The organism is Pseudarthrobacter sp. NIBRBAC000502771 (assembly GCF_006517215.1).
Taxonomy (GTDB): Bacteria; Actinomycetota; Actinomycetes; order Actinomycetales; family Micrococcaceae; genus Arthrobacter; species Arthrobacter niigatensis.
Genome location: NZ_CP041187.1, coordinates 3543531 through 3565492 on the forward strand (window position 1 = coordinate 3543531; position 21962 = coordinate 3565492).

21 protein-coding genes, 2 pseudogenes and 2 riboswitches are annotated in these 21962 nt (G+C 63.6%); of the genes and pseudogenes, 16 read left to right on the top strand and 7 right to left on the bottom strand.

The features are described 5' to 3' along the window. Positions 1 to 236: 236 nt before the first annotated feature. Entirely contained in the window at positions 237 to 599 is a 363-nt protein-coding gene (locus NIBR502771_RS21020; RefSeq protein WP_246839709.1) for a M23 family metallopeptidase, read from the bottom strand. A gap of 422 nt (positions 600 to 1021) precedes the next feature. Beyond that, positions 1022 to 1217: riboswitch (cyclic di-AMP (ydaO/yuaA leader) on the bottom strand. Between the two features lie 171 nt (positions 1218 to 1388). Between NIBR502771_RS21020 and NIBR502771_RS21280 the strand changes: the two are divergent. Next, a pseudogene (locus tag NIBR502771_RS21280) lies at positions 1389 to 1607 on the top strand (hypothetical protein); the annotation flags it as partial. A gap of 75 nt (positions 1608 to 1682) precedes the next feature. Here the strand turns inward: NIBR502771_RS21280 and NIBR502771_RS16540 are convergent. Continuing rightward, positions 1683 to 2456 (bottom strand): NlpC/P60 family protein, encoded by a 774-nt coding sequence (locus tag NIBR502771_RS16540; RefSeq protein WP_141160700.1) that lies wholly within the window; start codon positions 2454 to 2456, stop codon positions 1683 to 1685. Positions 2457 to 2459: 3 nt separating this feature from the next. Beyond that, a riboswitch (cyclic di-AMP (ydaO/yuaA leader) is annotated at positions 2460 to 2656 on the bottom strand. A gap of 242 nt (positions 2657 to 2898) precedes the next feature. Between NIBR502771_RS16540 and NIBR502771_RS16545 the strand changes: the two genes are divergently transcribed. The 11 genes from NIBR502771_RS16545 (at position 2899) to NIBR502771_RS16595 (ending at position 11628) form a co-directional block, all read left to right on the top strand. After that, positions 2899 to 3213 (top strand): heavy-metal-associated domain-containing protein, encoded by a 315-nt coding sequence (locus NIBR502771_RS16545; protein ID WP_141160701.1) that lies wholly within the window; start codon positions 2899 to 2901, stop codon positions 3211 to 3213. 258 nt (positions 3214 to 3471) lie between these two features. Further along, on the top strand, positions 3472 to 3948 hold the full coding sequence (locus NIBR502771_RS16550) for a hypothetical protein (protein WP_141160702.1): 477 nt from the start codon (positions 3472 to 3474) through the stop codon (positions 3946 to 3948). A gap of 148 nt (positions 3949 to 4096) precedes the next feature. Continuing rightward, the gene (locus NIBR502771_RS16555; RefSeq protein WP_141160703.1) at positions 4097 to 4741 is read left to right on the top strand and encodes a DUF305 domain-containing protein; all 645 of its coding nucleotides are present in this window, start codon (positions 4097 to 4099) and stop codon (positions 4739 to 4741) included. 115 nt (positions 4742 to 4856) lie between these two features. Continuing rightward, positions 4857 to 5732, top strand: coding sequence for a F510_1955 family glycosylhydrolase (locus NIBR502771_RS16560; protein ID WP_246839710.1), 876 nt, complete (start codon positions 4857 to 4859; stop codon positions 5730 to 5732). A 5-nt stretch (positions 5733 to 5737) separates the two neighbouring features. After that, positions 5738 to 6487: a cytochrome c biogenesis CcdA family protein gene (locus NIBR502771_RS16565; protein ID WP_141160704.1), complete on the top strand. Its 750-nt coding sequence runs from the start codon at positions 5738 to 5740 to the stop codon at positions 6485 to 6487. A 41-nt stretch (positions 6488 to 6528) separates the two neighbouring features. Further along, positions 6529 to 8106: a multicopper oxidase family protein gene (locus tag NIBR502771_RS16570; protein WP_141160705.1), complete on the top strand. Its 1578-nt coding sequence runs from the start codon at positions 6529 to 6531 to the stop codon at positions 8104 to 8106. Between the two features lie 11 nt (positions 8107 to 8117). After that, the gene (lgt, locus tag NIBR502771_RS16575) at positions 8118 to 9029 is read left to right on the top strand and encodes a prolipoprotein diacylglyceryl transferase (protein ID WP_141160706.1); all 912 of its coding nucleotides are present in this window, start codon (positions 8118 to 8120) and stop codon (positions 9027 to 9029) included. Then, entirely contained in the window at positions 9026 to 9661 is a 636-nt protein-coding gene (locus NIBR502771_RS16580; RefSeq protein ID WP_141160707.1) for a DUF3105 domain-containing protein, read from the top strand. Before lgt ends, NIBR502771_RS16580 begins: the two co-directional genes overlap by 4 nt. A 21-nt stretch (positions 9662 to 9682) precedes the next feature. Continuing rightward, on the top strand, positions 9683 to 9934 hold the full coding sequence (locus tag NIBR502771_RS16585; RefSeq protein ID WP_141160708.1) for a hypothetical protein: 252 nt from the start codon (positions 9683 to 9685) through the stop codon (positions 9932 to 9934). A 7-nt stretch (positions 9935 to 9941) separates the two neighbouring features. Continuing rightward, a complete protein-coding gene (locus NIBR502771_RS16590) occupies positions 9942 to 10844 on the top strand; it encodes a cytochrome c oxidase assembly protein (RefSeq protein WP_141160709.1) in 903 nt (300 codons plus the stop codon). A gap of 289 nt (positions 10845 to 11133) precedes the next feature. After that, positions 11134 to 11628 (top strand): TlpA disulfide reductase family protein, encoded by a 495-nt coding sequence (locus tag NIBR502771_RS16595; RefSeq protein WP_246839711.1) that lies wholly within the window; start codon positions 11134 to 11136, stop codon positions 11626 to 11628. A gap of 190 nt (positions 11629 to 11818) precedes the next feature. On the opposite strand, the gene NIBR502771_RS16600 is transcribed toward NIBR502771_RS16595, so the two are convergent. Further along, positions 11819 to 12208 carry a heavy metal-responsive transcriptional regulator gene (locus NIBR502771_RS16600; RefSeq protein ID WP_031216440.1) on the bottom strand — a complete coding sequence of 130 codons (390 nt, stop codon included), beginning with the start codon at positions 12206 to 12208 and terminating at the stop codon, positions 11819 to 11821. A 172-nt stretch (positions 12209 to 12380) separates the two neighbouring features. On the opposite strand from NIBR502771_RS16600, the gene merA reads away from it, so the two are divergent. After that, on the top strand, positions 12381 to 13823 hold the full coding sequence (gene merA / locus NIBR502771_RS16605; protein WP_141160711.1) for a mercury(II) reductase: 1443 nt from the start codon (positions 12381 to 12383) through the stop codon (positions 13821 to 13823). 52 nt (positions 13824 to 13875) lie between these two features. Here the strand turns inward: merA and istB are convergent, their stop codons facing one another. Together istB and istA are read right to left on the bottom strand one after the other, a co-directional pair. Next, positions 13876 to 14691 (bottom strand): IS21-like element helper ATPase IstB, encoded by an 816-nt coding sequence (istB, locus tag NIBR502771_RS16610; RefSeq protein ID WP_011691635.1) that lies wholly within the window; start codon positions 14689 to 14691, stop codon positions 13876 to 13878. Beyond that, positions 14688 to 16363, bottom strand: a pseudogene (gene istA, locus NIBR502771_RS16615) (IS21 family transposase). The gene istB and the pseudogene istA overlap by 4 nt, the downstream one beginning before the upstream one ends. Before the next feature lie 293 nt (positions 16364 to 16656). Here istA and NIBR502771_RS16620 point away from each other — a divergent pair. Both NIBR502771_RS16620 and NIBR502771_RS16625 read left to right on the top strand, forming a co-directional pair. Next, positions 16657 to 17205, top strand: a complete 549-nt coding sequence (locus NIBR502771_RS16620; RefSeq protein WP_240617792.1) for a hypothetical protein — start codon at positions 16657 to 16659, stop codon at positions 17203 to 17205. A gap of 160 nt (positions 17206 to 17365) precedes the next feature. Beyond that, the gene (locus NIBR502771_RS16625; RefSeq protein WP_109045793.1) at positions 17366 to 17779 is read left to right on the top strand and encodes a four-helix bundle copper-binding protein; all 414 of its coding nucleotides are present in this window, start codon (positions 17366 to 17368) and stop codon (positions 17777 to 17779) included. 48 nt (positions 17780 to 17827) lie between these two features. On the opposite strand, the gene NIBR502771_RS16630 is transcribed toward NIBR502771_RS16625, so the two are convergent. Both NIBR502771_RS16630 and NIBR502771_RS21285 read right to left on the bottom strand, forming a co-directional pair. After that, on the bottom strand, positions 17828 to 19141 hold the full coding sequence (locus NIBR502771_RS16630; protein WP_109045794.1) for a YibE/F family protein: 1314 nt from the start codon (positions 19139 to 19141) through the stop codon (positions 17828 to 17830). A 1092-nt stretch (positions 19142 to 20233) separates the two neighbouring features. Further along, complete coding sequence (locus NIBR502771_RS21285) at positions 20234 to 20611, bottom strand: helix-turn-helix domain-containing protein (RefSeq protein ID WP_347886666.1); 378 nt, start codon at positions 20609 to 20611, stop codon at positions 20234 to 20236. Between the two features lie 315 nt (positions 20612 to 20926). Here NIBR502771_RS21285 and NIBR502771_RS16635 point away from each other — a divergent pair, with 315 nt between their 5' ends. Then, positions 20927 to 21790: an SURF1 family protein gene (locus tag NIBR502771_RS16635; RefSeq protein ID WP_141160712.1), complete on the top strand. Its 864-nt coding sequence runs from the start codon at positions 20927 to 20929 to the stop codon at positions 21788 to 21790. Positions 21791 to 21962: the final 172 nt, after the last annotated feature.

The window sequence follows — 21962 nt, forward strand, 5'->3', positions numbered from 1 at the left end:
GTGTGCCCCGGTAATGCCTGTGGCCATGACGACCTGTCCAGTTAAAACGGACGTCATGTTTCTGGGCCTCCAGGCTGGCAGAAGAAGGTAGGAGAGGATCCACTGAGGCAGGCGCGGGACCGGTACGGCTGAAGCGCCGGAGGAGGTCCGGTCATCGGAAGCTTCCTGTCGGCGCCACTCTACGTTTCCGCAACCATGAACAGCTGACGGACTTGAAGCCGGAAACCGGTCTCTCCTTATATGTAGGCCGAGGGATTTACGGTCGCACCGTTAATCAGGACTTCGAAATGCAGATGGCAACCAGTTGACGCCCCGGTCGTACCAACGCCGGCAATCTGTTGGCCCTGCGTTACTGGTTGCCCAATCGAAACACCGATGCTGGCCAAGTGGTTGTAAGTGGTCTTCATCCCGTTGCCATGATCCACAACGATCCGGTTGCCACTGCCATAGGGGCTCCAGCCTGCCTCAACGACTTTCCCTGGGCCTGCAGCGAACACCGGGGTCGAGCATGCTCCTGTCAGGTCGATGCCGATGTGCAGTTCGCCGGCAGCTCCGGTGATGGGGCTGACACGGAATCCGAAGGGGGAGCTCACGTTCATGGCGGCCAGTGGTGCCCTCAGGCCGCGGGACTGTGCAGTGGGGGCCAGCGCAGCCGCCGGTGCTACTGGAGTCGATGCTGCAACCGTTCCGGCAGCCTCCACGGGCGACGCAGGTTTAGGAGCCGGCTGGGAGGTTACCGCGGGGCTGTCAAAGGTCAGGGAGGCGGTTGGCACTGCGGTAACTGCAGCCTCAACGGCAGGAACTGCGGACGCGGCGGCCCGGTCCGGAGCTCCGGCTCGGCCACCCGGGTCGGCCTGCGCGGCCGAAAGGGCCGTGAGGGCGATCATTCCCGTGACGGCAGCTGTAACGCCCCACTGATGGCTGCGCAGCAGAATGGCAGCGTCACGCAAAAGGGGGCGGCGTGTCCTGGTAGCAGGAAGGGCACGGCGACGGCCGTGTCTGGGCTGGGCAGACAAGATTGTGGTCCTCTCGGCGCCGGCGAAGTTAGCTGTCGGATTCGGACGAGTGGACTGTCCGGCTGCTGGAGGACGCGCGGTAACGCAGCCGCCAGGTAGCTTCACCCCAAGACGCGCTCCGGCGCCGTAAGTGGATCCTCCGCCCCCGCCTTGAGAAGCTCATAGTTATTGACCGCCGGCGGGGTTTGGCGTAGCGGTCAACACATACCCGCCAGGGGTATGCCTCTCTAGAGTAGCGAATCGTTCGCATAAGTTACAAATCCGTTATTCATTCCACTCGCGGCTGCTTGACCCAAGCAGCTGCGCATTGCCCAATAGTGGCGGCGTACATCGCGATCGGGGGATCCGGCGATGATGGGGGAGTGATCTGGCCAGGTCGCCCAACCGATTGACTGTCCCCCCGGACGCTGGCGCCCCCTTAACACCAACCGGTTCTGGGCGGTCTTCTACAACGCCGTGGTCATCCCGGTCGCCGCGCTGGGCCTGCTGAACCCGGTGATCGCAGGCGCCGCGATGGCCGCCAGCCAGGTCTTGGTGGTTTCCAACTCGTTGCGGCTGCGCCGCTTCGGGCGGCCCGCAATGAGGGTGTAGTCCCGATTGCGGCAGGGATGCTGAAGGCCGGTGATGCACAGCCCCCAAGGCAGTGCATCACCGGCCTTCAGTGGCTTACTTACCGGCGCGGACGAACGTGACGCTGCCCTTGGACGTCATCCAGGTCAGCGGGTGTACGGCGGTTTCGTTCTTCCCGTTCAGACCCGAGCTGAGGACCTGGCCGTTGCCGACGTAGATTCCCACGTGGCCGGGCTGCATGACCATGTCACCAGGCTGCGGGTCGGTGACCACGGTGCCGTAGTTCATGAACTGCATCGGGCCCAGGTCCCCGACAGGGATGCCGGCAGCGTTGAGTGCGTTTTCGACCAGCCGGGTGCAGTCCTGGATCATGCCGATTTGGGCGTAGGCGGAGGAAACCATGATGGCGTTGATACCGCTGGCCGCGGGCGCGGCTACAGGAGTGGCGGCAGCAGGGGCAACCGTCACCTGCGCCTTCACGGGCGCAGCCGTTGCAGCCACCGCGGGTGCGGCGGACGCCTTGGGCGCCTCGACGGCGACCGGCTTGGGTGCTTCCACGACCGGAGCCGGGGTGGTCTCCACCGCGGGACGCTCGAAGGAAATCTGGACCGTTGCATCCGCACTGAGCGGAGCCTGGACCTGGCTGGCGACTTCCATCGCCTGAACCGGCTCCGCCTCACGCTGGGCCGGGGCATCGGCTGCCTGGGCGGCAATGCCGCTGGTCAGGACAAGGCCGGACGCCGCGGCGATAACGGCCGCCTGCCGGCCGGCGGCACCGGCGTTTCCGGCGACCGATTTGGACAGCACCGCAAGCGTGCCGGTCTGGACAGGGACCGCGCGGTGACGGCCGTGAGCTTTGCGCATGGGCATGAAAGGGCCTCTCCCACTGCCTGCGGGGTTAGCTGTCGGATTCGGATGGGAGACACCCGGCCGAGGCTGGTACCAAAGGAACCAGGCACGGCTTCACCCCAAGGCCTGCCCACAGCAGGCCAGTGTTGGTTTCCCCGTCTCTGCCGGACGAAAGTTGCGAACGGATCCCGGGCAGCGGCAGAGTTAGGCAAGTCTGCTCGGGAGTGCCGCATTCGGAGAAACCGGCACGGCTTCGACCGTACTTCACGCACGCATCACTTGTCACATTTGAATAACATAAGATGCAGATCACAGGTCGTTTACTTTCTTCCTGATACCCCCACCCGGTATAGTTTCTGCTGTTGTCAGTGAAGTGGTATGTCCCGGCCGGCCCCTGCGCCCGGCTCTCACAGCCGTTCAATCCCAGCGCCCATTAGTCCTTCGTCAAGGAATGGAAACTGACATGTGTGGAACCGAAAACCGTTCCCAGCTGCCGCTTGCCGCGGCATCGGGGTGCAGCTGCTGCTCGACCGAAGCCGCCCCTTCCCCCACCGCAGCCGCCGGTGCCACTACCGTTGAATTCGCTGTGGACGGCTTGACCTGCGGGCACTGCGTGCAGACGGTCGAGAAGGCTGTCTCTGCCGTTGATGGGGTGGAATCTGCCTCCGTTGACCTCGTCCCCGGCGGCCGCTCCCGCCTGCGGGTGCAAGGTACGGTCGACGCGGCAGTGATGCGGGAGGCTGTGACTGCGGCCGGGTACACCTTCGCCGGCATCTAGAATCTGCATGTCCCCGGCACCTTCTGCTCGCGCCGGGGCATTGTGCCTCCCGGCGAGGAGGGCCATTTCCGCAACGTCACCACCCGCAGGTGCCCCCGGGCGACCTGAAAAGCCGCCCATCCCGGTGCCGACGTCGCTGAGCGGGAGCGGCAGACGGACATGCAGGCCCGCGCGTTGAACTAGAAGGAGCCGGCCGGCAGGAACATCCTGCCGGTTTACCCTTGTTGTGAGAGAACTCTACGGAAAGGAGGAAGAGTCGTGACTCCAGCGCATCGTCGCCTTTTCACGGCCTTCCTCCTGAGGGGAGGGTTCCTGACCGCGGCCCTGGCCGTCATTGCCGGCATCTTCGGCATGCACGTTATGGGCGGTGCCCACGACATGCCCCCGGGCCCCACCATGTCAATGGCAGGACCAGGGGGGACGACGCAGCTGCAGGCCATGGCGGCCAGCCACGTCCACGCCATGGGGACGTCCATAGGCGTGGCTTCATATGATCCGGCGGCTGCGGGTTCCTTCTCCTCGTCGTCCTGTGACCCGGCGGGGTCGTGCACCGAGATGTCTGCCGGTGACGCCGCTTGTGTCCTTGCCCCGGGACATACGACTCTCTCAGCTCCACTGCCGGGAACAGCGCCCTATGATCTGCCCGATTTTGGTGCCGCCGCTTTACTCGGCAGCATCTATTCCTACTCACCGGGCAGCCCCTCCCCCGGCGACCTCTGTATCAGCCGGACGTAAATCACTCCACCGCGCCGGTGCCTTCAACCGGTGCCATCGTCCAGCCAGATGGCCTGCAGCAAACACACCAGACCCCTTAGGGTTTGCCGCTGCATGCTCCCCCTTCCAGGCGGATCCCCCCGCTGATACTTTGAGGACCCTGATTTTCATGAAGAAGACCCTGACCATTTCGGCTGCCGCCATCGCCGCAGCCATCGCCCTCGCCGGATGCTCGGCCGGCTCCGGAACGGGGAGCTCGAACGGAAGCAGCATGCCAGGCATGGACCACGGCAGTTCCGGGATGATGTCATCCACCGCGGCCCCCGCAAGCTCAGCTGCGGCTGCGGCTGCCTTCAACGACGCGGACACGATGTTCGCGCAGATGATGATTCCCCACCACGCCCAGGCCGTCACCATGAGCGACATGATGCTCAAGAAGCAGGGTATCCCTGCCGCAGTGACCGACCTGGCCACCAAAGTCAAAGCCGCCCAGGGACCGGAAATCGAAAAGATGACCGGCTGGCTTCAGAGCTGGGGCCAGCCCACCGCCGCAGCGACTGACATGGCATCGAACCACGCCATGCCCGGAATGATGGGCGGAGACGACATGGCCAAGCTCGAGGCCGCGCAGGGCGTTGAGGCGGCCAAAGTGTTCCTGACCCAGATGATCGCCCACCACGAAGGCGCCGTCACGATGGCCAGGGCAGAAACTACCGACGGCAAGAACACCGATGCGGTCCAGCTCAGCAAGGACATCGTCAACGCCCAGGAAGCCGAGATCCAGGAAATGAAGGACCTGCTGGCCACCCTGTAGCCAGCGCCTGAACGGGTGCCGGCTCTCTTCCCCCTGGGGGGCCGGCACCTCCCCTGTCACCCTTCCCGGTTACCCTGGTCCGCCCGGTTGGCCGGTCCATCCTCTGGAGTTTCCCGTGCCCCTGCACTTTTTTCGCCATCGCCGCCCGGCCGCCGCTCTCGCCACGGCCGCTGCCCTGCTGTTGACCCTGTCCGCCTGCTCCCCTGGCACAGCCACACCCGATGCCGCGTCCCCGGCTGCAGCAGGGCGGCCCAGCTCCCACGTCCACGGGCTGAGCGTGAACTCCGAAACCGGGCAGATACTGCTGGCGACCCATGAAGGGCTCTTCGACATCTCTAAAAACACGGGTGTCAAAATCGGACCAAGCAACGACCTGATGGGTTTCACGACCGCCATGGACGAGGGCGTCTTTTACGCCTCCGGCCATCCAGGCAAAGACTCAACAATGCCCAACCCTCTGGGACTACTCAAGAGCAATGACGGGGGAAAGACCTGGGCACAGGTCTCCCGGCAAGGGGAATCGGACTTCCATACGCTGACCACAACCAAGTCCGGACTCGTCGGCTTTGACGGAACCATGCGCACCAGCACCGATGGCTCGACGTGGAAGACATCGTCTGCCGGGTTCACCCCCGCCGTCCTGGCCGGCAACCCCTACAGCGACACCGTGCTGGCAACGACTCCTGAGGGCCTCCGACGGTCCTCCGACGCCGGGACCACCTGGACCATGATCCAGGGAGCGCCGGTTATCCAGTTCGCCGCTTTCGCCAGCGCCGCGGAAGCGGCCGGGGTCACCCCGGACGGCAGCGTCTATCTTTCCGTGGACGGGGGCCTTACCTGGAGGAGCACCGGAAAGATTGACGGCAGTGTCCAGGCCGTCGCCGCATCCGAGGGATCCGGGGGCACCCCGTGGATCTGGGCCGCCACGATGAGCGGGCTCGTCGTATCCACCGACGGCGGGGCAACCTTCCGCCCTGCAGACGCCGCCTGACGCTGATGGACATCGGCGGGTTTTTTGCCTCCACCGTTACCTCCGGTGCGCTGCTGATCGCCATCCCGCTGGCGATGACCGCGGGCCTGGTATCTTTCCTCTCCCCCTGCATCCTCCCCCTGGTACCCGGCTACCTCGGTTTCGTCTCCGGCCTGACCGACCCCACCCAACCGAAAAACCGCCGCCGCGTCCTGGCAGGCGTGGGGCTATTCGTGCTCGGATTCGCGGCGGTCTTCACCCTCTACGGCGCGGCATTCGGTGCGATCGGCTCCTGGCTGCTGCGCTGGCAGGACGCACTCATGCGCGGCATGGGCATTGTAGTGATTCTGATGGGGCTGGCACTGCTGGGGCTGATGCCCTGGCTGCAGCAAACCCGCAAAATCAACCTCGAAAGGCGGACGGGCCTGGCCGGGGCGCCGCTGCTCGGCGTCGTCTTCGGCCTCGGCTGGACCCCCTGCATGGGACCGACCCTGAGCGCTGTCCTGTCGCTCAGCGTCACCACCGGCAGCGCCGGGCGCGGCGCGCTGCTGGCCTTTGCCTACTGCCTGGGACTGGGCATTCCCTTTGCCCTCACCGCACTGGGGCTGGGCTGGGTCAGTAACGCGCTGACCTTCGTCCGTCAACACATCCGGGCCGTCAACATCGCCGGCGCCGCCCTGCTCATCGTTCTGGGCATTCTCATGGTCACGGGAGTCTGGATCCGCTGGATCTACCAGCTGCAAAACCTCTCCGGGACCTTCCTTACCCCCATCTGACACATGCGGAGCCTCAAGCACCGTTTTAGCAAGGAGTCGCTATGAATCACCATCTGGACCGGCGCCGCTTCCTGGGCCTATCGGTCGCCACCGCCGCGGCCGCAGCCCTGGCCGCATGCACTGCCAGCACCAAACCCAGCACCGTGGCGGCGCAACGCATGACGGCCTCCGACCCAGCCGTCGCCGACCATGAAGCCGCGCGCCCCTCTTCCGGGAACACCGTCACCCAACCCCTGCAAGCGGCTTCCCTCACTGCCGCGGTAGCAGCCAAGACGATCATCACCTGGGGGTACAACGGCGCACTGGCCGGGCCCGCCATCCGCGCGAAGGTCGGGGACCAGTTGAAGGTCGACCTGGCCAACGGGCTCAAGGATCCCACCAGCATCCACTGGCATGGACTTGCCCTCCGCAATGACATGGACGGGGTCGCGGGCCTGACCCAGGACCCCGTGGCCGCAGGGGGCTCGTTCACCTACGATTTCCGGCTTCCCCACCCGGGCACCTACTGGTACCACTCCCACGTGGAGATGCAACGCGAACGCGCCCTGTATGGTGCCCTGGTGATCGAGGACCCGGCCGAGGAACTCGTGTATGACCGGGACTGGGTCATCCTGCTCGACGACTGGCTGGACGGCATCACCGGCACCCCTGACGAGGTCGTGAAAGAACTCTCCGGCGGCATGTCCATGTCCGGTTCCATGCCCGGAATGGACCACGGCTCCATGTCCGGGTCAATGGGATCGACCCCCTCCCCCTCGGCCGGACAGGGATCATCGGGCATGAGCCATATGCTGATGGGTTCCCGCAGCGACTTTTTGGGCGGTGACGCCGGGGACGTCAAGTACCCGTACCACCTGTTCAACTCCAAAGCGCCCGACGAGGCCGAGACCCTGAACGCGACCGCGGGGGATGTCATCCGGTTAAGGATCATCAACGCCGCCGGGGACACCGCCTACCGGGTCGGGATCCCGGGACAGAAAATCACCCTCACCCACGCCGACGGGTTCCCGGTCCAACAGCAGGACGTTGACGCCGTGGTCCTTGGCATGGGCGAACGCATCGATGCGCTCCTCACCATTCGGGAGGGCTATACCCCCGTCATGGCGCTGGCCGAGGGCAAGACCGGCCAGGCGCTCGGGTTCATCAGCACCGGCACCGGCAAGAAGCCCCTACCCGCCGTACTCCCGAACAAACTGGACGGCACGGTCGTCGACGGAGGCCAGCTCAAGGCCGATCCGAAAGTCACGCTGGCGGACAAAACCCCCGACCGGACCCACGACGTCCACCTCACGGGAAGCATGATGAACTACGACTGGGGCATCAACGGAAAACGTTTCGACATGAACAACCCGTACGGCAACACCTTCGATATCAAGGCAGGCGAACGGGTTGAAGTGAAATTCATCAACGACACTGACATGTGGCACCCCATGCACCTGCACGGCCACACCTTCCAGGTCACCGACGGCGGGGCACGCAAAGACACCATCATCGTCCGGCCCCGGCAGACCGTCACGGTGATCTTCGACGCCGACAACCCGGGACAGTGGCTCACCCATTGCCATAACGCCTATCACGCAGAACGCGGCATGATGGCCGTCTTCTCCTACACCAAGTGAGGGCCCCTGCCATGAGCACCCGTGCCACCATGGAACTGTTCTTTCCCTCCCCCACGGTCAGCGCCTTCCAACTCGGGCCGTTGACGATACGCTTCTACGCCCTGGCCATCCTCGCCGGCATTGTCTTCGGAGCCTGGCTGACCGCACGGCGCCTGCGCGCCCGGGGCGGCACCACGGCCCAGACCCTGGACGTCGTGGCCTGGGCGGTACCGTTCGGCATTGTCGGGGGAAGGCTGTACCACGTCATCACCGACAACCAGCTCTACTTCGCCCCGGGAAGAGACCCCTGGGGTGCGCTCAGGATCTGGGAGGGCGGCCTGGGCATCTGGGGAGCGGTCGCTCTTGGACTCGTCGGAGCCGCGATCGGTGCCCACCGTGCCGGGGTCCCCTTCACCGCATTCGTCGACGCTGCCGCCCCGGGACTGCTGATCGCCCAGGGGCTGGGACGCTGGGGCAACTGGTTCAACAACGAACTCTACGGCCAGGCCACCGACCTGCCGTGGAAACTCCGGATCCATGCGATGGACCAGGCCACCGGACAGGCGCTGACCGGACCCGACGGCAGCGCAGAAATCATCGGTTACTTCCAGCCGACCTTCCTCTACGAATCGCTGTGGTGCCTGGCAGCGGCGTCGTTGCTGATGTTCCTGGACCGTAAGTATTCACTGGGCGCCGGGTCGGTGTTCGCGGTCTACATCATGCTCTACACCGCCGGCAGGTTCGTGTTCGAACTGCTCCGTTCCGATCCCGCCAACACCATCCTGGGGCTGCGGGTTAACACCTGGGCCGCGGCGCTGGTGTTCCTCGGCGGGCTGGTGCTCTTCCAGGTCCGCAGGCGCCGGCCGCGCTCGGCAGTCGAGCACGACCAGGGCAGCGCGGCCCAGCCCACTTCCGACATTCAAGGCAAAGGAACACCGGTATGAGCAACGCGGCCAAGCGACGCAGTGAACACCAGGCGATCGTCGCCTCGATCCGCGCGAAACAGAATGCAAAGCAACGCAGATGGAACCTGCTGGTCTACGGCGGCTTTGGCCTCCTGCTGACCGCCATCATCACCGTTGTCGCCATCACGGTGACGGGTTCCGTCCAGGAACGCAACCGGGCCGCCGAAGAAGCCCGCAAACCCATCGAAGGCATCCAGACGTTCACCGACCTGTCCCGCAACCACGTCCAAACATCCGTGGATTATCCCCAGGAACCCGGCGTTGGAGGAGACCACGCCCCGATCTGGACGAACTGCGGCATCTACACCACCCCCATCAACGAACAAAACGCCGTCCATTCGCTGGAGCATGGCGCCGTGTGGCTGACCTACAAGCCCGACCTTGCCGCCGACGACATCGCAACACTCACAGGCCTCGTCCGGGACAAACCGTACGTACTCCTCAGCCCGGACCCGAACCAAACAGCCGCGGTTAAGGCGACGGCATGGGGAACCCAGCTCGAACCCACGGCAGCCGACGACACCCGTATCCCCGTATTCATCCGCGCCTACGCGCAATCGCCGAATGCACCCGAACCCGGCGCCGCCTGCACCGGCGGAACCAACGGCTGACCCGCCCCACTAAGGACCATCATGAAAAACTACCGCAAACCAAAACAGCAGAACGATTACCAGTCACGCTATCGGCGGCACCGGCGGCTGGTCCGCACCGGGCAGGTCCTCATGGCCCTCGGCGCCCTCGTGGCCATCGCCCACTGGATAGCCCACCTCGCACCCACAGGGCAGGGACCGAGCACCATGGAGGACATCTTCATCGGCTACCCCACCGGCGCTTTACTGCTGCTTGCCGGTGCTGTCATGGCCGGACGCGCCGAGACGAAATAGCACCGGCATGCCGCCCCTGGATGTAGTCCTGACCTCCTGGACGATAAACTGGCCAGCCCTGGCCCTACTGACCACGGCCGCACTGCTCTACGCCCGCGGCCTCCGGGCCGCCCGGCAACGATTGGTCCGGTGGCCGTGGCGGCGCACCGCGACGTTCTACGCCTTGGGCCTGGGCAGCTTTGCCGTGCTGAGCTTCGGATTTACCGGGGTGTACGGCCACGACCTGCGCTGGGTCTTTACCCTGAAAATCACCTCATACCTGTTCATCGTCCCGTTGCTCGTTACTGCGGGCAAACCCCTGACCCTGGCCAGGGCAACCCTCGGACCCGCCGGTACGGCAAGGCTGGACCGATTTCTGGCACACGCTGTGATGCGGGCGCTGAGCAACACCGTCGTCGCCGCGCTGCTGGGCCTGGGAATCTTCACCCTTTTCCTGACGCCCCTGTTCCACCCCCTGCGGACCGACCCGTTCTGGGACGTGGTTCTGACCATTCTCGTGCCGCTGACCGGGATGCTGATGGTCGTGCCCATCATCGAAGATGCCTCGTCGAAGACCGTCAGCGCACTGATCATCGTCGAATTCATCTACGTGTTCATTGAACTGGTCGCGGACGCCGTGCCCGGGATCATGATGCGGATCAGCCCGCAGATCCTGGACGGCGCCACGCAGGGCCTCACCGGGCATCCGGGCTGGCTCCCGGGACCGCTCCGGGACCAACAGCTCGCCGGTGACCTGCTGTGGTTCCTGGCGGAAATAGTCGACGTGCCCCTCATCATCCTCATGTTCGTCCGGTTCGCCCGCAGTGACCGGAATGAAGCGAGCTCCTACGACAGCCTCACCGACGAGCAGCTCGAGGCGCTCAACCGCGAACATTTGAACGGGCCGAACGTTCCCCAGGGGCCGTCGTGATGCCGGAGGCAGCATCACTTTTTCCAGGATGGCGCCCGAGCATCGACGCTCCCCGCATACTGGCCGGCGCCGACAGTCACACCGGGCAAGCCCCTCCTCGAAGGACCACTCCCAAGATTTGCAGCCCTTATAAAAGGCGCCCGGACGGCTCTTGGATGAATGTCGTCCGGGCCATCACCCAGAACAGCAAGGGATGACCGTGCACGATTTCACACCCCCTCTCCCCCCTCAGTCTGATCAGGGGAAAGCCCCTGTCCTTTCACGGCGAAGGCTGATTTCCGCTGCCCTCATGGGGGCAGCGAGCATCACAGTCCTCGCAGGATGCGGTTCCAATGACGCCCTTGCCCAACAAGCGAAGGCGGGCGACAACAAGAACTACATCGCCGGTGACGGTTCCGTCACCGAATATGCCCCCTCGCAGCGGACCCCGCCGGTGGTATTGACCGGCAAGCTCTACGACGGGACTGCCGTCAGCTCAGCGGACTGGGCAGGCCAGGTCGTCGTACTTAATTTCTGGTACGCCGCCTGTGCGCCCTGCCGGCTCGAAGCCCCGCGCCTGGAGGCCCTCTGGGAGCAGTTTCAACGTGACGGAGTCCGGTTCTACGGCGTCAACATCAGAGACGAGGAACAAACCGCCACCGCCTTTGAGCGGACGTTCGGCATCACCTATCCGAGCATGGAGGATAAGAACGGCGGGATCCTGCTCGCCATGGCGCAATACGTCCCGCCGCAGGCCGTACCCTCCACCCTTGTCCTAGACAAACGGGGACGGGTCGCCAGCTGATTGTGTCAACGTGATCGGAGCCCACTAGGACGGCCCGAACGGTACCCACCCGTCGGACGTCCGGGGATGATGTTGTGAGGGTGTCTAGGGGTTCTTGGCGTGGTTTCTGGGTCTGTGAAAACACTGCCGCGGGTTGGGACGATACCCGGGGTCCCGGTTGTTGGAAGCTGGCGTCTGGCGGAGTAGTGCGTCAGAGGTAGCTGCAGATTTGTTCGGGATCGCAGCTTGCGTCGGTCCCGGACGCGGCAGTGGCGTGAAGGCCGGCGACGATGGATCGCAGCGCCATTAGTTCAGAAATCTGGTGGTCCAGTTCGGCCAGCTGGTTGGAGAGAAGGTCTTGGACGTGGGCGCAGGGGGCTTCTCCGGCGTCACGGAGGCTAAGAATTTCGCGTATTTGGGTCAGGGCGAGGCCTGCGGCCCGTCCGCGGCGGATGAATTCGAGCCTGGCCACGGAGTCGTCATGGTAGTCCCGGTAGCCGTTAGAGGATCTTTTCGCTGCCGGGAGAAGCCCGCTGTCCTCGTAGAAACGCAGCGTCTTGGTTGTCATCCCTGCCGCTGCCGCGGCCTCACCGATACGCATCATGAACTCATTTCTTAGCAGGCGGCCAGGACGGCGATTCCTTGACATTCCAGTGTAGGGGAAGGTTGAGAATGGGATGCAGAGCTGGTCTTCGGTTGAAGGCTGCACATGGCGGTCGGTTGAGCAACAGGTGTGCTGGCGGCTGCTTCCCTTCCATCTTCAGGAGTCCCTCGTGTCGGCAGCATCTTTCGATTATGACCTGGCCATTATCGGTTCCGGCGGGGCTGCTTTCGCTGCGGCCATCCGGGCAACCAGCCGTGGCAAGCGGGTGTTGATGGTGGAGCGCAGCACTGTGGGAGGCACGTGCGTGAACACGGGCTGCATCCCGTCCAAGGCCCTGCTGGCCGCCGCGGAAGCCCGCCATGTCGCCCTCGATGCTTCCGGACGGTTCCCCGGTATCAGCACCTCCGCAGAGCCGGTGGATATGCCCGAACTGGTCGCCGGGAAGCGCTCACTGGTCGAATCCATGCGGTCAGAGAAGTATGTGGATCTCGCCGCGGGCTATGGATGGAACCTGCAGCGGGGGACGGCGGTGTTCGCCGGAACCGCAGCCGCACCGGTTTTGAACATCACCGCCCCGGGCGGAACCACCGAGACAGTCAGCGCGGAACACTACCTGGTCGCGACCGGCTCCACCCCCTGGATCCCTGAAGTGCCGGGAATGGACGAGGTGGATTATCTGACGTCCACGAGTGCGATGGAGCTGCAGGACGTTCCCGCTTCGATGCTGGTGGTGGGCGGCGGGTATGTGGCGCTGGAGCAGGCGCAGCTTTTCGCCCGGCTCGGCACGGAGGTGACCATCCTGGTCCGGTCCAAGCTCGCCTCGGCCGAAGAGCCTGAAGCCGGGCATGCCCTCGCCGGTGTCTTCGCCGATGAGGGCATCCGGGTCGTCCGTCGAGCGACAGCGTCCTCGGTCCGGACCGATGAGGTGTCGGGGGACGTGGTCGTGGATGCTTCCGTCTCAGGAGGAAACGAGGAATTCAGGGCCGCGCGCCTGCTCATGGCAACAGGCCGGCGCCCGGTCACGGAGGATTTGAACCTTTGCATGGTCGGCGTTGAAACCGGGGACCGCGGGGAAGTCCTGGTCGACGGGAGCCTTCGCAGTACTAATCCGAGGATCTGGGCCGCGGGTGATGTGACGGGTCACCCGGAGTTCGTTTATGTCGCCGCCGCGCACGGGGCCCTGATGGTGGAGAACGCCTTTGAGGGTGCCGGGCGTGAGGTCGATTACCGGCACCTGCCCCGGGTCACGTTTACCAGCCCTGCCCTGGCCGCTGTCGGGATGACGGACAAGGAAGCGAACCAGGCAGGGATCCGGTGCATGTGCCGGGTTATGCCGCTCAAATTTATCCCTCGCGCGCTGGTGAACCGTGATACCCGCGGCTTCATCAAGATCGTTGCCGACGCGGACACGGGTCGGATTGTAGGGATCACTGTCGTGGGTAAGGACGCCGGGGACATCGCCGCCGCAGGGATTTACATTCTGGAGGCCGGGATGACCGTTGATCAGGTCGCGAATCTCTGGAGCCCCTATCTGACCATGGCCGAAGGCATCAAGATAGCAGCCCAGTCCTTCACTACTGACGTCTCCAAACTGTCCTGTTGCGCGGCATGAAGTGGTCAACGACAACCTATGTGTTCGTGGGGCGGGCGGCCGCGGCTACCTTTTAGTGCGCGTTCCTTGTCAGGCTGTGGGCGAGGCGGTAGGAATCGGTGCCGGTTTCGATGATGGTGCCGTTGAACGTCAGCCGGTCAACGATCGCGGCGCAGAGGCGCGGGTCGGTGAATGTCTTGGTCCAGCCGGAGAACGACTCGTTGGAAGCGATGGCGATGGAGTTCTTCTCTTCGCGTTCGGTGAGGACCTGGAAGAGGAGTTCGGCGCCGCGCCGGTCCAGTTCCATATAGCCGAGCTCGTCAATGCAGAGCAGGTCCACTCGGCCGTATCTGGCGATGGTCTTGGCGAGGACTTTGTCGTCGGCGGCTTCGACGAGTTCGTTCACGAGCCGGGTGGCCAAAGTGTATTTGACCCGGTATCCCTTCTCCGCCGCGGCGGTGCCCAGCCCGATAAGCAGGTGGGATTTGCCGGTTCCGGAGTCCCCGATCAGGCATAGCGGTGCACCTTTTCGAATCCATTCGCCGGTAGCGAGGGTATGGATGGTAGCGGGGTTGATGTTCGTGTTCGCGTCGAAATCGAAATCACCGAGCCATTTATCCCGGGGAAAGTTCGCGGCTTTGACGCGTCGGATTGAGGAGCGACGGTCCCGGTCATCGCATTCGGCCAGCAGCAGCTCGGCCAGGAAGCCTTGGTAAGAGAGTTGTTCCTTCCCCGCGACGGTCAGAGCTTCGTCCAGAACCGCCCGGATGGTGGGCAGGCGCAATCGGCGGCATGCTTGGTCCACGGCCGCGACCGCGGCCTGCTCAGTCAGACCGCGGCGCCGTCGCAGGGTTGGGGTGATGGTGGTGGCCGGTGCGGTGGGGCTCATGAGATGTTTTCCTTCGACGCGGTTCCTGCGGAGTGTTCGGTGCGTTTGGCCAGCAGCTCGTCATAGGCGCTGATCGCCGGGAGCGGCCGCTTGTCTGGAGGGAGCCCGGCGATGACCGCCGCCGGGTCCATCAGCCGGCGCTGGGTCAGGCTGACAACTCGTTGCACTTTCGCTTCAGCATGAGCACCGCGATGACGGTCAGGACGGGACCCACCAGCAGGGATGCTGGAGGCATGTCGGCGGCCTTCAACCGCCACGACGTCGGCACTGACGGCACCTACTCCAAGGGCTGCGGTGATCCCTGCCTCGATGTCTTCGGCTTCCATCGATCGGTGCAGCAGCAGGACGTCAATCAGTTCACGGGTCCCCGCGGCATCACCGTTGACCCTGCGCGAGGCAGACCAGAAGGCGTCATGGGCGCTGGTGAAAGCACCCGACTCCCGCGCCCTGGCCAAAGCAGTGGAACCAGGCAAAGCGCCGGGCTTGGTCTTGAGGACCTCCAGATAATGGTCCAACTGGACCGACTGCCCGCCCTTGGCAATAATCCGCTGGTGCCGGGCCGCCACCGCGCGGCCGTCGAACACCACAACTTCGGATGCCCGCAATGAAACCCGGACCCGCCGACCGATGAACCGTGCTGGCACCGAGTACTTCACCATCCGCACGGTGATCATTGAGGACCGGTCCACTCTCGGGTTCAACACCAGACCGGGATCGAACTCGTCGGCCGGCAACGGTGCCAGGAACGGGCGCTCGGCGGCGAAGTCCTGGCCGATAGTGCGGATCCTGCCATCAATCCGCCGCTGATCGTCTGAACCTCCCGGCTCCGGATCCAGTCGTTGAGCTCATCAAGGGACCTCGCCACGGGCATCGGGGTCAGCCGGTTGCGGCGGAACCAGCCCACCTCGCCCTCGACCCCGCCTTTCTCGTGAGCGCCGGCAAGACCTGGCTGGCAATAAAAGGCATCAAATCCATAGAACGAGCGAAACAACACCCACCGGTCATTCTCCAGGCGGTTCCGCCCCTGACCGAACACCACGGCCCTGACGGCACTGGTGAGGTTGTCATAGCGGATATGTTTGACCGGCACGCCGCCGATCTCGTTGAACGCCTCGACGTGGCCTTCCAGAAACGCTTCCTGGGCCTGGGTGGGGTAAATCCGGTGGATGGCTTTGCCGGAGTGAGAAAGCCGGAAGATGAACATGTGGCATTTCGTCTTTACCCCGTCCAGCACGATCCAGACTTCACCGAAGTCCACTTCCGCTTCCGCGCCCGGGGCGTGCTCCTGAGGAACAAATACCTCAACCCGGCGGCCGGCCTCCACATCGATCTGCGCCCGGCGGACCCGAACGTAGTCACGCACCGTCGAATACGACAACTCGTCCGCTCCATGCTCCTCGATGAGCCGGGCAAGAATCCTCCGGGCAGTGTGACGCTGCTTCCTCGGCGCCGTCGTGTCCTCGACGAGCATGGCGTCGATCGTCGGTTTATAAGGATCAAGCCGCGGCGAGGACCGTACAGGAGTTTTACGCTCTGGCGGGACCGGGGAACTTAACGCCTTACGCACGGTTTTCCGCGCCACCTGGTGCCTGCGGGCAAGCTCCCGGATTGACGCGCCCTCCACCCGGGCATCCCTCCGAATCTGCGCGAACAACTCCACTCTTGACCCCATCCCGGCCCTCCCGTCGTCGATCCAACACTGGATGGATCAACGTTCACAGGTGGGTACCATTCAAGCCGTCATTAGGTTCGGCATGTCCGGCTGGTGGGTACCGTTCGGGCCGTCCTAGTGGGCTCCGCTCAGACTGTCATACTCACCAGCAGGATCCTTGGCCTGGCCAACCAGGGCACCCTCAAATCCCTGATCGTCAGCGCGCAGGCTCAATGAGACCAGGCGGGGAACCAAGTGGGCTCTCGGCAAAGCTTGCACGGTCCGGGAAGGAACGTTGTTGATGGCCCGTTCCCATGGGGATGGTCGGCGGCTCACCCAGGAAGTCGTTTTCGGACAGCAGGAATGAATGGATACTGATGGAAACTGAGAAGAAAATGTGGCGTACCGATCAAGGGACGCTGCTGGACGTCGTTGTGGACCGGGCCGCCATGGAGTCGCGGCTCGCGGACTGCACAACCGTGGAACGGGTCTGGCTCCTCACCCTGCTGGGCCGCGGGGATGAAGCGATCACCGAAGGCCGTGGGCTCCTGGAAACCTCCGAGGATCCTTTCAACGCTCTACTTGTCCTGGCCCATGCCTACCAAAGGACCTACCAATGGAGGCAGGCCGCGCGGCTTCACGAAGAAGCGCTCCGGCTGGCCCATACCAGAACCAGGGAAGCTCTCGTGCGCCATCAGATAGGAAGGCGCCTTTTCGACGAAGGTCTCTACGCGGCCGCCGCAGCGGAATTTGACTGGGCCCAGGATCTGTACCGCCATGCCGGAAGGACACGTCAAGCCGAAACGTCCCGACAAGCCAAAGACCGCGCCCTGAAAATTCACGCGCAAGCCATGCCCCGGTAGGCCCAGCGCCTTCATTCCGTCCATCCGCCCGTCACGGACAGCAGTCCCAACACCATAGAGACAGGAGAAGATACAGCCCATACACCGCGGAGGCCGCCACCACCACGCGGCACTGCAGCACGCACCACAGTCAGCGTAACCACACGATAAGGAGAGAAAAATGACACATGGAACAACCCACAAGCTCCTGGACTCCTACCCCAAGGACCTGAGCGGTATTGACCAGCATAAACTCGCCGAATGCATCGCAGCCTGTTATGACTGCTCCCAAGCCTGTACCGCGTGCGCGGATGCCTGTCTCAGCGAGGACATGGTCGCTGAACTGGTCAAGTGCATCCGCACAGATCTGGACTGCGCCGACCTCTGCGCCACGACGGGAAACATCCTCTCCCGCCACACCGGCTACGACGCCAACATCACCCGCGCCGTACTCCAGGCGTGCGCCACAGCATGCAAAGCCTGCGCCGACGAATGCGAACAGCATGCCAGCATGCACGAGCATTGCCGGATCTGCGCCGACGCCTGCCAGCGCTGCGAGACAGCATGCAATGAGCTCCTCGCCGCGCTTGGCTAAGTAAACCCAGCCAGCAGCGGGGCGGCTGTTCTTTGCGCGCCCCGCTGCTCACAGAGCACTGTCCGGCCAAAATGGTGGTCGGTCCCGGGGCACGGTTATGCCTGACGACGTGGGCCGGCCGGGCCGAGTTCGTGCGCCCTCTGCCTTGACGACCAGGACGGCGATGAGGGTGGTGACAGGGATCGCAAGGACCAAACCCACAGAGCCAACCAGCGTGCGAACCACTTCCTCCGAGGTCTCGGCACTGGTCAGCACTTCCCCTAACGGCCGGCCATAGAGCATCACAATGATCAGGACAGGCAGCGCGGCTCCGGCATAGGCGAAGGCAATGGTGTAAACCGTCGAGGCGATGTGGTCGCGGCCGATGCGCATGGCGGACGTGAAGAGGTCGTGCGCCGTCGTTTCCGGAGCAAGCTCGTAGAGTTCCCACACGGCGGATGACTGCGCGATGGTGACGTCGTTCAGCACCCCGAGCCCCGAGATGATCAGCCCGCACAGGATGATCGCCGAGATCGAGATGTTGCTGGAGATGCTGGACAGGGTTGAGGCTTCAAAACCTGCTTTTCCCCACAGGTTCGCAGCATCCGTTGACCATGCGGCCAGCAGCGCGATGATGCCGAGCCCGAACACAGTGCCAAGCAGAGCTGTGGACGTGCGCGCGGAAAACCCGTGGGCGAAGTACAGCATGCCCATCATGATCACGGTAGATCCCACAAGGGCCAGCAGCACCGGGGGTTTCCCTTCTGCCAGGCCGGGCAGTATGAATGCTGCCAGAACCGCAAACGCCCCGACGAGGCCCATAAGCGCACGCAGCCCGCGCCAACGTGCCACGGTGACCACCACGACGGCGTAGAGCATGGCCAGCAGCAGAACAGGAACCGTGCGGACAAAGTCCACGAAAATGTAGCGCGGAGCCGCAGGGCTGGAAGCCACGCCAGGGGAAGCCGACAGGTCAACGTAGGTGATGTTGTCCCCCGCTTTGACACCATGGGACTTTGCCACATCAGGATTAATGATCACTTTCACAGGCGTGCCGCCCTTGTCCGGTTCGGTAAATGCAAAGACGCACTCCGTGTCCGCCTGGACCTGACTGCCCTGGTTTCCTGCCTGAACGCAACCTTCGTGCAGAACCCGCTGAATTCTGCCGCTCTCGAACGTGGCCCCGGGGGCGCCGGAATAAGGGTTGTTGAGGGCGATGCCTTCCCTGCTGCCTGATGGCCACATCCAGATCATGGCCACTAACGTCAGCAGTGCCAGCGGAGCCAGGATCACCAGGAGTAACCGGTTGGCCTGCCAGCGGGAGCCCGTCACAGTAGATGATGAGCCGTGCCCGGCATGGGGGCGCCCTTGTCCCTGAGCCATCAGGAGCTAACCCCGCATGGGAAATCTTTCGCGGCCCGATTCGGGGGACGTCCGTGGCCTTCGATCGATATGTCAAGCGCCGGCTCGTCGCCGCAGCTCCTCCACGACAAGGATGACAACGCCGGTATCACGAAAGCCTCCGTCCCCTCACTGTCCGTAGAACGGCTGCGGTCACTACTCCTCCGGCCATGATGACGAGACTGGCCGCGCCAGTGTCGAACAGCGGCGACGCAATAGCAGGAACCTCTCGTGCAGTGTCGGCAGCTGTAGTCACTGACAGCCAGTACCCGGCAGTCGCTGCAGTCCACACAGCCCCGGCGACGCAGACAACCCAAGTCACCGGGGAGAACCGGCAGCTGCCAGTTCCATACGACAAAGCGACCGCGAGTACAGCCATTCCCGCTGCCGCCAAAATCAGCCCTGCGAACAGGAACCGCCCCGCCAAAATTCCGACGAGGATGCATGCAGCAGCAACCAGGACCAGCCGTCTGGACGACAGCGGCATGCCGGCCTGAGGGCCAGAAACAGGAGAACTGGAGGTTTTCGTCCCGATTAATCATGTTTTCCTTGCTTGCCTGCCACTGCTCCAAATCCCGTCCCAAAGGACCAACGGCTACGGTGGACGCTTGCAATCTAGAGTTCTCCATGACGCCTAACAAGGGCGTCATGGAGAACTCTACCGCTGGTAGGTGAGGATGGCCCAACAAGGGTGCTTCCAAGGACAGTCGGGACCTGAATCCCCGTTGGCTGTGACAGGTTTGTGGCGCCGGTAGGACGGTCATTCTGGCCCCACGTTATGACTCGACGGGCACTTGTGACGGTTATATCGCCCCAGCTTCAACTTTGGATTCATCAGTCGATGGATACGGCGGAGGGCTGGTCTGGCCGGAGTCAAGGTGGAGTTGTTCGCGCGGATCAGTGCGTTGTTGACCGGTGCAGGCGCATACCCGCGGGACAGATAGGGCTTGCTCGTCCATCGGTTGACCGAACCCACCGCCGGTGCGCCCGCTCGATACAGGGCCTCCTAGGTGGTCTCGTGCACCAGATGCAGCTCAGGCCGGTCAGGGAAAAGGGCCTTGATCCTGCGGCAGATCAAGCCGGACTCCACCACTTGTTCAAGTGCTTCTGGATGAATTCCCGCAGTTCGGGTCTCCCGGCGATCTTGCCCTGCCCGGGGCGTTGACGGCGGGTGCGGGCCAGCTTCTGCGCATGGTGTGGCGGTAACTGCCGCATTGGTGCCGGTTTCGGCGGTTCCCGGCTCAACGTCGACGGCGCCCTGCCCAGCTCCTGCACGTTTAAGCAAAGACTGTGCCCGCCGCGGTAGCGGTCCGCAATCGTGATCCGTTCGTCCTCCGACAGATACCCTGCGGAAACGGTCTCTGCCGGCTCCCTGATCAAGGACACAGCCGGATATTGATTAGTCATACCGAGGCCATCCAAACCTGTTACAGCCATACTTGCCAGGCTCATCGAGGAGCATGGCGGCCAGGAACTGTCGCATTCGACGGCCGCTTATGCCTGCCGCAACGTCATCCGAAGTTGCGCGGGCGTGCTTCCCGAAGTCTCAATCTTCAAGCGGGGGCCTCTGGTCACGTCAATTGGGGAGCGCCGTCCCGTCTGAGAGCAGGCAAAGGATTTCCTTCAGCACGGTTACGCTGGATGGGTGTTCTCGGCATTCCTGCGCCTTACCCCAAACCTGCCACGCCTGATACCGCGTATGCGGTTCCTCAAACAACCCGCCACCCAGGGATTGATTGAGCCCCCACGTCTCCAGAGGAGGTCGCCTTGAACTACCGGTTCCTGCTGACAAGGCGCTGGCTGAGCTTCCTGGTCCTTGCCGTTGTTGTCGCGGCGGCCTGCGCAGGGTTGAGCAAATGGCAGATGGATCGGCGCAACCAGGCGGTTGCTGAAATCCGGCGCGTCCAGCAAAACTACGTAAAACCTCCTGTGCCGTTCGAGCAGGTGGAACAGTATTTTTCGGTGTCTGATCCGGAAATTAAATGGACAACGGTGACGCTTAGTGGTCGATATCTGCCCCAGGATCAGCGGATTGTCAGGAACCGGCCAAACAATTCCGCGCCCGGTTATGAGATTCTTGTTCCCTTCCGACTCGGCACGGGCGACACGGTGATAGTGGACAGGGGCTGGTTACCCATCGGCAACTTAAGGTCTGGGTACCCCGATGTTGTCCCATCTCCACCAGCGGGAAATGTTGAGGTTATAATCCGGATCAAACCGTCCGAGCAGGCGCTTGAGGGTAGGACGGCGCCTGAGGGTCAATTGCCGAGTATCGCCCTGCCTGTCTATGCCAAGCAGTTGGAGTACCCACTGTTGACCGGCAGTTACGGGCTGATGGCCTCCGAGTCGCCTGCGCCCGACGTTTCGCCGCAACAGCTCTCCATGCCGGCTGTTCAGGAAGGATCGAACCTTTCGTACGCGATGCAATGGCTCACCTTTGGAATACTTGCCTTCGTTGGGTTCGGGCACGCGGCCCGCCAACAGGCCCGTATTGCCAAGGAGGAACACGAGGACCAGAGGCAGAGCGGCTCCCACGACCCGGCTTTACGGGTCCGCCGGGAGGACAAAGCCCGCAAACGCAACACTTCCGATGACGAAGAGGACGCCCTCCTCGACAGGCTGGGACTATAAAGGACACCGCGGGGATTCCCGGGACGCGACCGTCTCCATCGCCAGCCTTAGGCGGGCTGCCAAGGGCTGTCATTTTCCGGCGCGGACGATAGTGACGGCGCCCTTGGCGGTCATTCAGGTAGCGGGTGAACCGCGGTTTCGTTATTCCCTTCAGACCGGAGCCGAGGACCTG

What these genes read in the sequence shown, in the direction of transcription:
- NIBR502771_RS21020 (WP_246839709.1), bottom strand. Translation starts at nt 599, where the DNA reads ATGAACGTGAGCTCCCCCTTCGGATTCCGTGTCAGCCCCATCACCGGA.
- NIBR502771_RS16540 (WP_141160700.1), bottom strand. Translation starts at nt 2,456, where the DNA reads ATGCCCATGCGCAAAGCTCACGGCCGTCACCGCGCGGTCCCTGTCCAG.
- NIBR502771_RS16545 (WP_141160701.1), top strand. Translation starts at nt 2,899, where the DNA reads ATGTGTGGAACCGAAAACCGTTCCCAGCTGCCGCTTGCCGCGGCATCG.
- NIBR502771_RS16555 (WP_141160703.1), top strand. Translation starts at nt 4,097, where the DNA reads ATGAAGAAGACCCTGACCATTTCGGCTGCCGCCATCGCCGCAGCCATC.
- NIBR502771_RS16565 (WP_141160704.1), top strand. Translation starts at nt 5,738, where the DNA reads ATGGACATCGGCGGGTTTTTTGCCTCCACCGTTACCTCCGGTGCGCTG.
- NIBR502771_RS16570 (WP_141160705.1), top strand. Translation starts at nt 6,529, where the DNA reads ATGAATCACCATCTGGACCGGCGCCGCTTCCTGGGCCTATCGGTCGCC.
- lgt (WP_141160706.1), top strand. Translation starts at nt 8,118, where the DNA reads ATGAGCACCCGTGCCACCATGGAACTGTTCTTTCCCTCCCCCACGGTC.
- NIBR502771_RS16580 (WP_141160707.1), top strand. Translation starts at nt 9,026, where the DNA reads ATGAGCAACGCGGCCAAGCGACGCAGTGAACACCAGGCGATCGTCGCC.
- NIBR502771_RS16585 (WP_141160708.1), top strand. Translation starts at nt 9,683, where the DNA reads ATGAAAAACTACCGCAAACCAAAACAGCAGAACGATTACCAGTCACGC.
- NIBR502771_RS16590 (WP_141160709.1), top strand. Translation starts at nt 9,942, where the DNA reads ATGCCGCCCCTGGATGTAGTCCTGACCTCCTGGACGATAAACTGGCCA.
- NIBR502771_RS16595 (WP_246839711.1), top strand. Translation starts at nt 11,134, where the DNA reads ATGGGGGCAGCGAGCATCACAGTCCTCGCAGGATGCGGTTCCAATGAC.
- NIBR502771_RS16600 (WP_031216440.1), bottom strand. Translation starts at nt 12,208, where the DNA reads ATGCGTATCGGTGAGGCCGCGGCAGCGGCAGGGATGACAACCAAGACG.
- istB (WP_011691635.1), bottom strand. Translation starts at nt 14,691, where the DNA reads ATGAGCCCCACCGCACCGGCCACCACCATCACCCCAACCCTGCGACGG.
- NIBR502771_RS16620 (WP_240617792.1), top strand. Translation starts at nt 16,657, where the DNA reads ATGGGGATGGTCGGCGGCTCACCCAGGAAGTCGTTTTCGGACAGCAGG.
- NIBR502771_RS16625 (WP_109045793.1), top strand. Translation starts at nt 17,366, where the DNA reads ATGACACATGGAACAACCCACAAGCTCCTGGACTCCTACCCCAAGGAC.
- NIBR502771_RS16630 (WP_109045794.1), bottom strand. Translation starts at nt 19,141, where the DNA reads ATGGCTCAGGGACAAGGGCGCCCCCATGCCGGGCACGGCTCATCATCT.
- NIBR502771_RS21285 (WP_347886666.1), bottom strand. Translation starts at nt 20,611, where the DNA reads ATGAGCCTGGCAAGTATGGCTGTAACAGGTTTGGATGGCCTCGGTATG.